Below are 13,109 nucleotides of genomic sequence, written 5' to 3'. Positions count from 1 at the left end.
GGCTGTCGTCTACCAGTTGTTGCCGGACACCCGGATCACGCGGAAGTTCGGGGTTCTGTCTTCCCCGTATATGGCGGTGATTCCCGGGTTGTTCACTCGGACATTGGTGAAGCTTGCTTCTCCGACGACAGGGCCTTGACCTGCTTCTGCGCTGACCACCAGCTTGATGCCGTAGCGAGGCGCATGATGGATATTGATATTCTCAAGGCGAACGTTCTCCATCGGCAGATTCTCCGGTGATTTGGTCTGGAACATCAAACCGAAGTAGACCGGGTTGTTGATATCTACATTTTTCACCACAATATTTCGGAAGCTTCGGTCACCGGCAAACAGCCAGATCGCTCCGAAGTTCTGATAATCATTGATTTTGTCATCTGCACCGACGCTGGTCCAGAAATCGCCGCCTGTGCGGTCCAGGGTGACGCCATCGATGACGGTGTCCTGATCGCCAAAGCCGAGCGTGTTGTAGCCAAAGCTCAAGCTGCTGATTGTTAAGCCCGGATATGTCAGCGTATCGGCACCGTACAGATTCTGGAACAGGTTGCCTTGACCGCCATATACGGCGAATGCGGCTGCGCGTCTCACATTGGTTGCCGTCAGATTGGTATATTTGTTGCCAACATTGTAAGAGCCGCCTGCATCAATGGCACTGAACAAAGCAAACGCGTCATCGCCTGTTCCGCGGGCATAGTTGTTGTCGATGACATTGTAGGATGAACCGTTGGTCATGTTGATGCCGTCTGCAAACATGTTCTTGATCCGGTTGTTCGTAAACGTGTTGTATGAAGAGTTCACGCCCCAGTAGAGACAGACAAAATGCTCAGCCCACACGTTATCAACGGTCACGTTTCGCATGCCGTTTCCGTCAATAAATTTCCCGGGACCGTCCTGTCTGTAGACATAATTGCCCCAAGCCGACAGATCCCGGATCGTTGAGCCGTTTGCTTCCTGTCCAATGTTGAAGCCGATATCGGTATTCGTCTGGTTTTGCGGAGCGACGAGCTTCGTATGCCATGGCCCGGCGCCGATAATTTCCGTTGCCCGGCCGTACAGATGGATCTTGGACGATAAGGTCCATTCGCCGGCGGGAATGAAGATGCCTTTCTTCGAAGGGTCCTGCCGGAATTCATTAAGCGCCTGCTCGATCGATTTCGTGTTGGATACCTGGACATACAGGTTGGGGTTCGGGTTGGATGCCGGCGGTGCAACATTCTCGGTTTCGATCATATCGACATAAATCCATGGCACATCGCCGGCGTCCTTTTGGATTCGAATCTTGGTTCCGGCCGGATATACCTGATCCAGCATAAGCTGACTGTCCTCATACAGCCAGTAGGCTTTGGAGCCGGCATTGTCGTAGCCGAGCCGGTCGAGCGTGGTCGGTGTTGCATAGACGTAAGAAAATTTGGAGGTAACAGTAAAGTTGCCTTTATCCACATCGTCGATGTACAGGCTGATCGTTCCGGTTGTATTCTCGGCAACGGCGTTGCGCAGGACAAGCGCGTTGGCGGGTGCGGTCAGCGTGAACTCGACATACTGGCCGTTGCGGTCCAGATATACGGCGGAACGGCCGGAGGCTTCGCCGGCAAAATCGCCGAGGATATAGTTCGGTGTAAGCCGTGTGCCGTTCGTTCTGTTCGAAGGTGCTTCGGCTTCAAGGATGGTGAACGGCATGTTCGCGCCGCGGCCGCTATCATTGCCGCCTGAACCGTATCGGGTGACGGTGTTGCTGGGCGAGGAAGTATTGCCGATGGCATCCTTGGCAACGACATAGTAGCTTACGGTGGCGTTCTGAGGCTGTTGATCAGTATAGGTGAGGGTCGATCCGCTCACACTGCCGCGAAGCAGGCCATTGGCATAAATGTCGTATCCGGTGACGCCCACATTATCGGTGGAGGCTCCCCATGCGAGGCGAATCGTGTCTGGCGCCGGCTCCGTATAGGTCAGATTGGACGGGGCTGTAGGAGGTATACGGTCGGCATTGTCAGGGGCAAACTGTACCCAGTTGATGTTGAAATCATGCCCGCTGGCATATAGACGGAGCGTTTGCTGACCCGCGCTCAACGTGACATAGTCGGTGACCGTCTGCCAATTCTGCCAGCCGCCGGTATTCGGGACCGCCGTCGTGGCCAGCGTCGTGGTGCCGGAACGCAGCTGGATCTGTCCGGTGGAGGCATTGCTGGCCACTCGATAATCTACAGCATACGTGCCGGCGCTCTGAACATGAACATTGTATTCGAGCCAGTCGCCGACATCAATCCAGCCAACGTTCAGACCGCCGCCGATGTCGGATGTCGGCTCAGTCTGGATGCCGTGCATGGCACTGTAGCCTTCGGCTTCAATCTTGCCCGGAATCGGCCAGGTGACCACTTCGGATTGGCCGTATACCTCAAGCTCTGACAGCTGTGCTGCGGGCCAGCCCGTGTTGGCGGTTACGTGGATTCGAATGTATCTCGTGCTGACCGGGCTCCATTCAATGGTGACGGAGTTGCCGGCCGCCGGATTAAAGGTGTAGCTGGCGGATGACTTGAGGTCGGTGAAGCTGGAACCGTTGGCGCTGCCTTGAACGGACAACGTCTGGGCGCGGGTCTCCCAGCCCGGAGGAAGCTTCAACACGACCTGATGGACAGTTGTCTGGCTGCCGAGGTCCACCTGCACCCATTGCGGGAAGGCATGGTTGACGCTTTCCCAATAGGTCCCCGGATTGCCATCGGTCACATTAGCTGCGACGTACACATCGGCATGGCCCGATGCGGTCACCGGTTTGCCTGCAGCGAGATTCTGCAGTGCAGCGGCATCGGCGGTGCGGGGTGTGCCGAGGGAAGAGAGCAGCGTCCCCAGCAGCAGACTGAAGGCACAGACTAAGGCGAGCATTCGTGTGTGGCTGTTCGCAATTTTCATTCTGTACATAAACCTCCTTTATTTAATGGATTTGTAAAGGATTGCATATTGATCATAGGCAGGTTTGGACGATAAATGAAGTCGCGATTCTATGGACATTGTGTGCAGGATTAAGCAGTGAATTGGGTATCGGCTAGATACGATGAAGCGGGATGTGGGAGCGGCAGTTTCTGCGAAGTGCGGGCGGGGACAAGTTCGGCGTGATTTTTCAAGTTAATATGGATGAGCAGGCATCGGAGCAATAATCGTTTGGAAAGAAGCTTGAGGCCATGATGGCAACCTCACAAGACCTTCGTATTGAAGGTCTTTTTCTTATGTGCGCATTCAGGTGTGAATTCGGGCATGCTACTAATGGCCGCGAGACCAGCATCAAGAAATTCTCGAATACGAGGTGCCAAACCCCTTGTCGTTGCCCAATACTTACTTCCACGTAAGTATCTCACTTTCAAGTACGTACTTCCGCATTCTAAAGTAACTGCTCTACAATGAAAGCTGTAATCTACACCAATACGCTCATAAGGAGAGATTCATAATATGGAACTTCAATTGGCACTCGATTTGGTAAATATCCCGGAAGCAAAACAAGTGGTGGCCGAAGTGGCCGAGCATATCGACATCGTAGAGATCGGAACGCCGGTGGTCATCAATGAGGGGCTTCATGCGGTTAAAGCGATCAAGGAAGCATTCCCGCATCTGCGCGTGCTTGCTGACCTGAAAGTTATGGATGCCGGCGGTTACGAGGTAATGAAAGCATCCGAAGCGGGCGCAGACATTATTACGGTGCTTGGCGTATCGGACGACGCCACCATTAAAGGCGCTGTTGCGGAAGCCCGCAAACAAGGCAAACAAGTGATGGTGGATATGATCAATGTGAAGAACATGGAGGAAAGAGCGCGGGAGATTGACGGTTTCGGAGTCGACTACATCTGCGTGCATTCCGGCTACGACCACCAGGCAGAAGGCAAGAACTCCTTCGAGGAACTGGCTACGATCAAACGGGTGGTTCAGCAGGCAAAAACCGCTGTTGCCGGGGGGATCAAGCTCGAGACACTTCCTGAAGTTATTGCAGCGAAGCCGGATCTTGTCATCGTAGGCGGCGGCATTACAGGCCAGTCCGATATGAAAGCTGTAGCTGCGGAAATGAAGCAGCTCGTACAGCAGGCGTAAGCATCGATGAGCGCCATCATGTTCAAACAGGCAGCCGTTATTGCTAGTGAGATCGCAGATTCGGTCGAGAAAATCGACGGCACCCAGGTGGAAGCACTGATTGAACGGATATTGAGGAGTGAAGCGGTGTTCGTCGCCGGAAGCGGAAGATCCGGGCTGATGATCCGGGCGTTTGCCATGCGGCTGATGCAGATGGGACATCGGGTTCATGTCGTGGGCGATACGGTAACGCCTGCAATCGGAGCTCGGGACTTACTTATCATCGGATCCGGCTCCGGTGAAACGCAAAGTCTGGTCGCTATGGCCCAGAAGGCCAAGCAGATCGGATCGAGTCTGGCCGCAATCACGATCAAGCCAGAGTCTCGCATCGGAGCACTGGCAGATGTCGTCGTTCAGCTGCCGGGAGCCACGAAGGATCAGCAGCAGGATTTCCTGACGACGGTCCAGCCGATGGCTTCCCTATTCGAGCAGACGATGCTGGTGGTGCTGGATGCAGCCATCCTGAGGCTGATGGAGAAGAGCGACCAGCAATCGGACCGCATGTTCGGGCTGCACGCCAATCTGGAGTAGATCTGTTTTTTGAAGTTATTGCCCTGACCGTTGTATACTATAGAGTAAAGGGGTGAAGCATTATGGCAAATGAAGTCAAGCAGCGCATCAATCTGAAAGAAATAAACTGCCATAAGGAGTTAACCCTTGCGGTCATCGGCGGTAAATGGAAACTGATCATCCTGTGGCATCTCGGTCTGGGCGGCGTTAAACGATTCGGTGAGCTGAATCGGCTCATTCCGCATATCACACAGAAAATGCTGACCAATCAGCTGCGCGAGCTGGAGGAAGATCAGCTGGTACACCGCGTCGTGTATCCCGAGGTCCCGCCAAGAGTGGAGTATTCGCTCACACCTTACGGCGAGAGTCTGATGCCGATCCTCAAGCTCATGTATGACTGGGGCAAGGATTACGGCCAGAAGGTGATCTGGAAAGACGGAGATATGCCTCTGGATGCAGCCGACGAACAATCTGTGAAAACCGGGCAAGCAGTGGCTGAATAGCCGTATCTGACTAAGACAAGCCTAGGCACCTTCGATAGATAGATTCAGAATAGAGCCATTAGTTTATACCAGATCGAATCATAACAAGGTACGACTTGCTGCACAATCGCTGTGCGATAGACATACACCATGCAACGGGTTCAAGCCTCCGGATTTTATGCCGGGGGCTTATTTAATGATGGGATATCCTTGTTCGGACATAAAGGCGCGTGATTGCCATATAGCCGGGGAGTGAGATAGCCGGGGCGCACGTTACTTCGGTTTCTCTGAATCCCGGTAGGCGCTGGGCGATTGGCCGGTTACTTTTTTGAACAGCATGGAAAAGTACTTGTCATTGCCATATCCAACCCGGAAAGCGATTTCATGAATGGGTGCATCACTGTCCCGAAGCAGGCGCTTAGCCTCTTCAATCCGGCGCTTGATCAAATAGTTCACGGGCGAGTCGCCGAGCTCCTTTTTGAACAGATGGGACAGGTAGTGCTGGCTCACGTACAGCGTGTCGGCAATCTCTTTCAGCGTAATGCTGCGGGTGTAGTTTTTATCAATGAACTGTTTGGTGCGGACCGTAATTTCATTCTTGTCCTTTAGCGGGTCAAACGGGTGCTTGACGTCAATGATCCGGTACAGCAGCGTGATCAGCGACATGAGCAGGTTGCTGCTGAGCGTTTCGTAGCCGAGCACCTGGGAATCGCATTCCTGAAGGATCTCGGACAGATAGCTCTCCACCTTGTAGGCGTATTTCTCGCATGGAACGACCGGCTCCACGGAGGCGGGAAGCAGATGCCCGAGCGGCACCCCCTCGATATGCACATGGCTTACACCGCAGTAGATGAGCTTGAACGGCTCGGAACTGCTGGAAAATTCCTCATGCGGGACACCGGCATTGTAGACAGCCACATCGCCGGGCCGCACCTCATATGACTTGCCTCCGATCCGGAATGTCCCGGTGCCCTCTACAATGTATATAATTTCGCAATAATCGTGAATTTGCGGCGGGGCGTAGAAGCGGCATTCATCCACAACCTGGCCTGCAAATAACAGCTCCGGTCTCTTCTTGAACCGGAAGCGATCGCTTTTGCGATGCGGAATTTCGATTTTGGGCACGCCTTGCATTCCTCCCCCGGCAAATAGATACCTCTATTATAGCTCAATTTGAAACCGATGGAAAAAGGAAGAGAGCCCGCGGCTTCGTCACACACTAAGCGAAGGCACGGGGTTCACTTTTTTGTTGTTTTGGGTTTGGAAAAAGGCAATATAGTAGGTTCTCGCCCCACGCTTCCTCCAATTAGAATAAGGGCATATTCCAATAGCCAAGGAGGCAGGACAGGCATGGTTGAAAACGGTTACAGATGGAGAAACGGATTTCCGAAAATCGGCATTCGCCCGACCATTGACGGCAGAAGAAGAGGGGTCCGCGAATCGCTGGAGGAGCAGACGATGAATCTGGCGAAGGCGGTGGCGCGACTGCTGAGCGAGCAGCTGCGCTATCCGAACGGTGAGCCGGTTGAATGCGTGATTGCGGATACATGTATCGGGGGAGTGGCAGAGGCGGCTGCCGCGGCCAAAAAATTCAAGCAGGCCGAGGTCGGCCTGTCGATTACGGTGACGCCGTGCTGGTGTTACGGCACAGAGACGATGGATACCGATCCGGTAATTCCGAAAGCGGTCTGGGGCTTTAACGGAACCGGACGTCCGGGAGCGGTGTACCTGGCGGCGGTATTGTCTGCCCATGCGCAGAAAGGGCTGCCGGCATTCGGCATTTACGGGGAGGATGTTCAGGATGAGGGCGATGACCGGATTCCGGAGGATGTGCAGGAGAAGCTGCTTCGCTTCGCCCGGGGCGGTCTGGCGGCAGCGATGATGCGCGATCAGGCCTATCTGTCGATGGGTTCTGTATCGATGGGGATTGCGGGCTCGATGGTCAATGATTCCTTCTTCCAGGAATATCTTGGCATGCGCAACGAATATGTGGACATGAGCGAATTCACACGGCGGATTAACGAGGAGATCTACGATCCGGAAGAGTACAAGCTGGCTTTCGAATGGGTGAAGCGGAATTGCCAGGAAGGACCGGACAACAATCCGGAAGACCTGCAGACGTCCAGGGAGCGCAAGAACAAGGAATGGGAGACGGTGGTGAAAATGACGCTGATCGCGCGCGACCTGATGATCGGCAACCCGCGGTTGGCCGAGCTGGGCTTTGAGGAAGAGGCGCAGGGCCATCATGCGATCGCTTCCGGCTTCCAGGGGCAGCGGCAGTGGACGGACCATTTTCCAAACGGCGACTTTATGGAAACGCTTCTTAATTCGTCCTTCGACTGGAACGGGACAAGGGCGCCTTATATTGTAGCAACCGAGAATGACAGTCTGAATGGGGTTGGCATGCTGTTCGGCTACCTGTTGACGAATACGGCGCAGATATTCGCGGATGTGCGCACATACTGGAGCCCAGCGTCCGTAGAGCGGGTGGCTGGCTACAAGCTGGAGGGGCGTGCAGCCAACGGCATTCTGCATCTGATCAATTCGGGCTCAGCCGCGCTGGACGGCACAGGCGAACAGACGAAAGACGGGGCGCCTGTCATCAAGCCGCACTGGGAAATCAGCGATGATGAGGTCGAGCGGATGCTGAAAGCGACGCAGTGGCGTCCGGCTTCGGTTGAATATTTTCGCGGCGGCGGCTTCTCAACCGACTATCTGACCCGGGGCGGCATGCCGATGACGATGGCTCGGCTGAATCTGGTGAAGGGCCTGGGTCCGGTGCTGCAGATTGCCGAGGGCTACTCGGTGGATCTGCCGGAGCATGTGCATGACACGCTGGATAAGCGGACGGACCCGACCTGGCCATCGACCTGGTTCGCTCCGAACCTGACTGGCAGCGGCGCATTCACGAGCGTCTACAGCGTGATGGATCATTGGGGGGCGAACCACGGTGTGATCAGCTATGGGCATATCGGTGCCGATCTGATTACGCTGGCATCGATACTGCGCATTCCGGTGAGTATGCACAATGTGCCGAAAGAGAGCATTTTCCGCCCGCGGGCATGGGGGCTCTTCGGTACCGAGGAAGCGGAAAGCGCCGATTTCCGCGCCTGCGAGACGTTCGGGCCGCTGTATCGATAACGCCCGCCGCCGGCTGACGGCCAGTGACGGCCCATGACCGTGTCGGCCTAGGATGCAGGCTGCCACAGTGGTGATGCACTGCGGTCGGTAACCGGTTGGCATAGTGATGGCAGGCAAGGATCAAAAAAAGCAATAAAGGAGAATCGCAAACCATGAGCAACGATAATGCCAGAGAGGTGCGCCAGGAGTTGTGTAAATACGCTCGTAAAATTGTGGAGGGCGGTCTCGTCGTAGGCCCGGGTGGCAATATCAGCGCGCGGGCTGGTGACAAAATGTATTTGTCGCCAAGCGGCTTCGCGCTGGAGGAGATTGAGCCGGAGCAGTGGATCGAAGTGGATATTCCGACAGGGGAAGTGACCGAGACCGGGCTGCGTCCCTCGTCGGAGGTGCTGATGCATCTGTACGGATACCGCAAGAAGCCGGACATGGGGGCCATGGTGCATACGCACCCGCCGCATTGCATCGCCTTTACACTGATTGAGCAGGAGCTTCCGATCATGTTTCCGGATCAGGCCGCGCTGGTCGGACGGACGGCGTTCATTCCTTACCTCGTGCCGACCACCGATCTGTTGGCCGATGCGGTGGCTGCGAAAGTCAATGAGGCATGCTCGATTCTGCTCGGAAATCACGGCCTGGTAACTACCGGACGCAATTTGCGGGAGGCCTTTTACCGGACCCAGGTTGTGGAGGAGAGCGCAAAAATTTATTTAAGTGCCCGGGCGGCCGGGACACCGGTGCCGCTGACCGATGAGGAAGTGGCTGAGATTGCCGCGCTGGAGAGTGAAGACTACCGAATCCAGCTGCTGCAAAAAATGAAATGACGGAAGGGGCGTGAGGTTGTCCATGACCGTGAATGAACGACGGATTCCTTGCGTGTTGGCGTTTGATTTAGGTGCCGGCAGCGGACGCGCCATCATCGGCGAGATTGTCGAGGAGCCCCCTTGGACGACAGACGGGCCAGGAGAAGGCGGGCGCAATGGCACGGAGCGTGACCAGGACGCGGCGGTCCTGCTTGACCAGGCCGGTGAAGAGATGCACTTGCAGTCAAGCGGATTGGCGGAGGAAGCTGTGCGCAAACTCCGGATCACGGAGATTCATCGGTTTCCGAACCATCCGGTTCAGATCGGCCGCCATTTGCACTGGGATACCCCGATGCTGCTGCAGGAGATTAAGAACGGGATTCGCAAAGCGTTTCAGGCAGGCTATGAGCCGCAAAGCTGTGCCATCGATACCTGGGGCGTCGATTTCGGGCTGCTGGACCGTAACGGCGAACTGCTGGGCATCCCGTACCATTATCGCGACCGGCAAACCGAAGGGGTGGTGGAGGAGGTGTCCGCCCTGGTCGGATCGGAGCGTCTGTTTCGCGAGAGCGGGCTGCAGTTCATGCCGTTTAATACGATCTATCAGCTGTATGCTATGAAAAAGGCCGCTTCCCCCAAGCTGGACGTTGCCGACACCTTGCTGCTCACGCCGGATTTAATGAATTATTTTCTAACTGGCAAGCGCTGCTGTGAATTTTCAATGGCAACAACGACCGGGCTATATGACCCGGGAAGAGGCGGTTGGAACGTTCAGCTGCTGGAGGAGCTGGGGCTGCGCAGCGACATGTTCCTGGAGCCGGTATCACCGGGAACGGTCATCGGATCATTGACGTCAGAGGTGTGTGCGGAGCTGGGAGTGCCGCCGATGAACGTCGTTGCCGTCGCTTCGCATGATACGGAGTCAGCCGCGGCGGCTGTGCCGGCATCCTCAGCTTCCTTCGCCTATCTGGTCAGCGGCACCTGGTCGCTGCTCGGCACGCAGATGCCCGCGCCCTTGCTGACGTCATCGGTATTCGAGCATCAATTCTCGAATGAAGGCGGTGTGGACGGCAATTATCATTTGCTTAAAAATATTATGGGCTTGTGGATTTTGCAGGAGTGCAAGCGCAAGTGGGAGCAGGACGGCTGCAGCTTCACCTATGCCGAGCTCATTGAACTTGCAGAAGCGGCCGAACCGCTGCGCACGCTCATTGATCCGGATGCGCTGCGGTTTATGAACCCTCCGGATATGCCGGAGGAAATTCGAAGCTACTGCCGGGATAACGGCCAGCTTGAGCCGGACTCAGTCGGCAGCATGGTGCGCTGCATCCTGGAAAGCCTGGCCTTCCGGTACCGGCAAGTGCTGGAACAGGCCGAGATGCTGACAGGCTCAAAGTTCGCCGGACTGCACATGGTTGGCGGCGGCATTCAGAATGAACTGCTGTGCGCCTTGACGGCGAATGCCATCGGCCGCCCGGTCTGGGCGGGGCCGGTCGAAGCAAGCGCGATCGGCAATGTGCTTGTCCAGCTCCGAACGTCCGGCCATATCAACGATATGCGGGAGGGGCAGGAGCTGGTGAAGGCTTCGTTCCCGCAGCATATCTATGAGCCGGATGAAGCCGAGCGTCGTGCGGTGTGGGAAGCAGGCTACACGCGATATCTGCGGCTCATCGAGTCGGACATTCGCAGTGGTGCCGGTTAGAGTGCGGAGCCGAGGTTAATCCAACCTGTGAAAGAGGAGGAAACGCATGCTTAAAGGAATATCGCCGTTGATCTCGCCGGAGCTGATCAAACTATTGATGGAGATGGGGCATGCCGACGAGATTGTGATCGCGGATGGCAACTTCCCGGCAGCCAGCCATGCGCAGCGGCTCGTTCGCTGCGATGGTCATGGCGTTCCGGAGCTGCTGGCCGCCATTCTGCCGCTGTTCCCGCTCGACTCCTATGTCGAGCGGCCTGTATCCCTGATGGCCGTCATGCCGGGAGACAATGTGGAGACGCCGATCTGGGATCGTTACCGCGACATTGTGCGGGATCACCATCCGGGGAGCGACCTGTTTGAGACGGTCGAGCGGTTTGCTTTTTATGAACGGGCAAAAAACGCCTACGCTATCGTAGCCACCGGGGAAACCGCGCTGTATGCCAACCTTATTTTAAAAAAGGGCGTGGTCGTTTAAACCCCTTGGATGTGTCGCGTTATCGCATACAGACGGTTCACGGTTCATTTGACGTGACTGAATGTTTGCTGAAGTTGAAGTGAAGTTGATATGAAGTCGGAGGACGTCCAGCGGGCGTTCTCTTTTTTATTATGGGTGTAGTAAATTATTGGTTTTTATAGATTCCAGAAGGGAACGTATGTGCTATCGTTGCTGCTACAAATCGATTCGGAAGAAGACAAGACAGGGGTCTCGTGGGGGGATGCAGGCCGAATCTATTTTTGGATTCATGAGGATGATCTTGCAAGCCTGTGTTTTGACCGGGTCGTATGTGAAATGCAGTGCACCTAAAATTTTGATTCTTTACTTACAATGCAGTTATAATCCAAGTATTCAATACGATGAAGCACTCGTATATTTTCCTGATAGGAGGAGCGGCATGGAGGTTTTTGCGGAATATTTAAAAGGGATCGATCATCCGGATCACCGCGAACGAACTGAAGAGGTCTTGAAATGGGTAGCTCATAAGTTTCCGCAATTAGAGCCGAAAATTGCATGGAATCAGCCGATGTTCACCGATCACGGCACGTATATCATTGGTTTCAGCGTATCCAAGCAGCATATGGCTGTGGCTCCGGAAAGAGTAACGATCGATCAGTTCTATGATGACATTGTACAGGCAGGTTATAGTCACACCAAGGAATTGGTGCGTTTCCCGTGGAAGGGTGAGGTGGACTTCACGCTGCTTGAGAAAATGATCGAGTTCAATATTATGGATAAGGCGGACTGCTCAACTTTCTGGCGGAAATAAACAGGAGTACAGTCGCTGTACTCCTGTTGTGCTAACGCGATGACACAGATTCACAGGCTGCGAATGTGATCGGCATGTGAGCTGATAAAACGACATACGGCTGCGGATTTACGCGTCTGGTCCAGAAGGACAGGGGCGGGATCCAGCCCTTCCTGATAGCGGTGCAGGAAGTGAAGGAAGACATCCAGCTTGCGCAGCTGAAGCAGCTCAGGGAGCAACTTCAACTCTTCTGACTCCAGCGGGCGGACGCTTCTGTAACCAGCGAGCAGCTCATGAATCACAATTAACGAAAGCCCACCGGGGGCGGATAGCTGTTCAGCGAGGCAAACAGCAAGCTCCATCGCCCTAGAATCACGTGTAGCAAACTCGAAGTCAAGCACAGCGCGGATAACGCCTTCTGGCTCGATTAAGACATTGGCGAACGATACGTCGCCGTGTATCCATTGTCTATTCAGGCAGCGAATGGCGTCAGCGTAACGGTTCAGTGCAGCCAGAACTTTCAGCAGGAAATCAGCGTCTTCCGCAAGTGCGGTAAGAGCGGGGTCGGACGCATAGAGGTTGCGGGCGGTTGCCGCAACTTCTTCCGTGTCCGGGCCGAGTAATTCATCATACGGCGGGTATGCAGGCGCAGCTTCAAGCTGCAGCTTCTCCATCGCCTGCGTAAGCTGGCCTACGACTTGTCCATATGCGTAAGACAGGTCGTGGCGATCGGCAGCGGGTTTGATACCCGGCAGATAGGTGAAGAGGGCGGCGAGCTTCCCGTCATTAGCCGTCGTCCAGGTCCGGCCTTGATCCGTGCGAAGCGGGCAAGGGATCAGAAAGGGGAGGAGCTGCTGCTGTGCCAGTTGGAGCAGCAGTTCATGCTCGGCAGCCAGCTTCAGGGTTGAACGATGGTTCTCGTAAATACGCAGCACGATCGTTTGTCCGTCTTCCAGGACAGCGTAGCGGGTCGTATTGTTCATGCCGCTCTCGCGCGCTTCGATCTGACTGACTGGCGGAAGCGGATAAGCGGCGAGTATGGCTTGGTAGTATTCTTGGTTCATCGAATCCATGGGATACAGACTCCTTAGCTGAATATTCTTTACCGGGTTAACGTGAATTA

General features: G+C 55.1%; 12 protein-coding genes. 9 read left to right on the top strand and 3 right to left on the bottom strand.

What is annotated here, in order from left to right:
* Positions 1 to 9: 9 nt before the first annotated feature.
* Positions 10 to 2,901, bottom strand: a complete 2,892-nt coding sequence (locus CHH75_RS01120) for a carbohydrate-binding protein (RefSeq protein ID WP_095397231.1) — start codon at positions 2,899 to 2,901, stop codon at positions 10 to 12.
* Between the two features lie 534 nt (positions 2,902 to 3,435).
* On the opposite strand from CHH75_RS01120, the gene hxlA reads away from it, so the two are divergent.
* The 3 genes from hxlA to CHH75_RS01105 all read left to right on the top strand — a co-directional run bounded on the left by hxlA (position 3,436) and on the right by CHH75_RS01105 (position 5,120).
* On the top strand, positions 3,436 to 4,068 hold the full coding sequence (hxlA, locus tag CHH75_RS01115; protein ID WP_095397230.1) for a 3-hexulose-6-phosphate synthase: 633 nt from the start codon (positions 3,436 to 3,438) through the stop codon (positions 4,066 to 4,068).
* A gap of 6 nt (positions 4,069 to 4,074) precedes the next feature.
* On the top strand, positions 4,075 to 4,638 hold the full coding sequence (gene hxlB / locus CHH75_RS01110; RefSeq protein WP_095397229.1) for a 6-phospho-3-hexuloisomerase: 564 nt from the start codon (positions 4,075 to 4,077) through the stop codon (positions 4,636 to 4,638).
* A gap of 62 nt (positions 4,639 to 4,700) precedes the next feature.
* Positions 4,701 to 5,120 carry a winged helix-turn-helix transcriptional regulator gene (locus CHH75_RS01105; protein WP_095265183.1) on the top strand — a complete coding sequence of 140 codons (420 nt, stop codon included), beginning with the start codon at positions 4,701 to 4,703 and terminating at the stop codon, positions 5,118 to 5,120.
* 252 nt (positions 5,121 to 5,372) lie between these two features.
* Here the strand turns inward: CHH75_RS01105 and CHH75_RS01100 are convergent, their stop codons facing one another.
* Positions 5,373 to 6,233, bottom strand: a complete 861-nt coding sequence (locus CHH75_RS01100) for an AraC family transcriptional regulator (RefSeq protein ID WP_342351954.1) — start codon at positions 6,231 to 6,233, stop codon at positions 5,373 to 5,375.
* A 216-nt stretch (positions 6,234 to 6,449) separates the two neighbouring features.
* Between CHH75_RS01100 and CHH75_RS01095 the strand changes: the two genes are divergently transcribed.
* From CHH75_RS01095 to CHH75_RS01070, 6 genes are all read left to right on the top strand, one after another.
* Complete coding sequence (locus CHH75_RS01095; RefSeq protein ID WP_095265182.1) at positions 6,450 to 8,240, top strand: L-fucose isomerase; 1,791 nt, start codon at positions 6,450 to 6,452, stop codon at positions 8,238 to 8,240.
* Positions 8,241 to 8,392: 152 nt separating this feature from the next.
* Positions 8,393 to 9,061, top strand: coding sequence for a class II aldolase/adducin family protein (locus CHH75_RS01090; protein ID WP_095265181.1), 669 nt, complete (start codon positions 8,393 to 8,395; stop codon positions 9,059 to 9,061).
* Positions 9,062 to 9,089: 28 nt separating this feature from the next.
* Positions 9,090 to 10,742 carry a rhamnulokinase gene (locus CHH75_RS01085; RefSeq protein WP_341037397.1) on the top strand — a complete coding sequence of 551 codons (1,653 nt, stop codon included), beginning with the start codon at positions 9,090 to 9,092 and terminating at the stop codon, positions 10,740 to 10,742.
* Between the two features lie 46 nt (positions 10,743 to 10,788).
* Positions 10,789 to 11,217 carry an L-fucose mutarotase gene (gene fucU / locus CHH75_RS01080; RefSeq protein WP_095265180.1) on the top strand — a complete coding sequence of 143 codons (429 nt, stop codon included), beginning with the start codon at positions 10,789 to 10,791 and terminating at the stop codon, positions 11,215 to 11,217.
* A 180-nt stretch (positions 11,218 to 11,397) separates the two neighbouring features.
* The gene (locus CHH75_RS01075) at positions 11,398 to 11,547 is read left to right on the top strand and encodes a DUF1963 domain-containing protein (RefSeq protein WP_255222928.1); all 150 of its coding nucleotides are present in this window, start codon (positions 11,398 to 11,400) and stop codon (positions 11,545 to 11,547) included.
* An 88-nt stretch (positions 11,548 to 11,635) separates the two neighbouring features.
* Positions 11,636 to 12,007: an iron chaperone gene (locus CHH75_RS01070; RefSeq protein ID WP_095397228.1), complete on the top strand. Its 372-nt coding sequence runs from the start codon at positions 11,636 to 11,638 to the stop codon at positions 12,005 to 12,007.
* A gap of 50 nt (positions 12,008 to 12,057) precedes the next feature.
* On the opposite strand, the gene CHH75_RS01065 is transcribed toward CHH75_RS01070, so the two are convergent.
* Complete coding sequence (locus tag CHH75_RS01065; protein ID WP_176475419.1) at positions 12,058 to 13,059, bottom strand: phosphotransferase enzyme family protein; 1,002 nt, start codon at positions 13,057 to 13,059, stop codon at positions 12,058 to 12,060.
* Positions 13,060 to 13,109: the final 50 nt, after the last annotated feature.

This window comes from Paenibacillus sp. 7541, assembly GCF_002276395.1.
GTDB lineage: Bacteria > Bacillota > Bacilli > Paenibacillales > Paenibacillaceae > Paenibacillus_AQ > Paenibacillus_AQ campinasensis.
Note: the sequence above shows the minus strand (reverse complement) of the source record. Positions and strands in the feature narration are given on the sequence as shown.

Coding starts and splice junctions, on each gene's coding strand:
- CHH75_RS01120 (WP_095397231.1), bottom strand. CDS start 2,901: ATGAAAATTGCGAACAGCCACACACGAATGCTCGCCTTAGTCTGTGCC.
- hxlA (WP_095397230.1), top strand. CDS start 3,436: ATGGAACTTCAATTGGCACTCGATTTGGTAAATATCCCGGAAGCAAAA.
- hxlB (WP_095397229.1), top strand. CDS start 4,075: ATGAGCGCCATCATGTTCAAACAGGCAGCCGTTATTGCTAGTGAGATC.
- CHH75_RS01105 (WP_095265183.1), top strand. CDS start 4,701: ATGGCAAATGAAGTCAAGCAGCGCATCAATCTGAAAGAAATAAACTGC.
- CHH75_RS01100 (WP_342351954.1), bottom strand. CDS start 6,233: ATGCAAGGCGTGCCCAAAATCGAAATTCCGCATCGCAAAAGCGATCGC.
- CHH75_RS01095 (WP_095265182.1), top strand. CDS start 6,450: ATGGTTGAAAACGGTTACAGATGGAGAAACGGATTTCCGAAAATCGGC.
- CHH75_RS01090 (WP_095265181.1), top strand. CDS start 8,393: ATGAGCAACGATAATGCCAGAGAGGTGCGCCAGGAGTTGTGTAAATAC.
- fucU (WP_095265180.1), top strand. CDS start 10,789: ATGCTTAAAGGAATATCGCCGTTGATCTCGCCGGAGCTGATCAAACTA.
- CHH75_RS01070 (WP_095397228.1), top strand. CDS start 11,636: ATGGAGGTTTTTGCGGAATATTTAAAAGGGATCGATCATCCGGATCAC.
- CHH75_RS01065 (WP_176475419.1), bottom strand. CDS start 13,059: ATGGATTCGATGAACCAAGAATACTACCAAGCCATACTCGCCGCTTAT.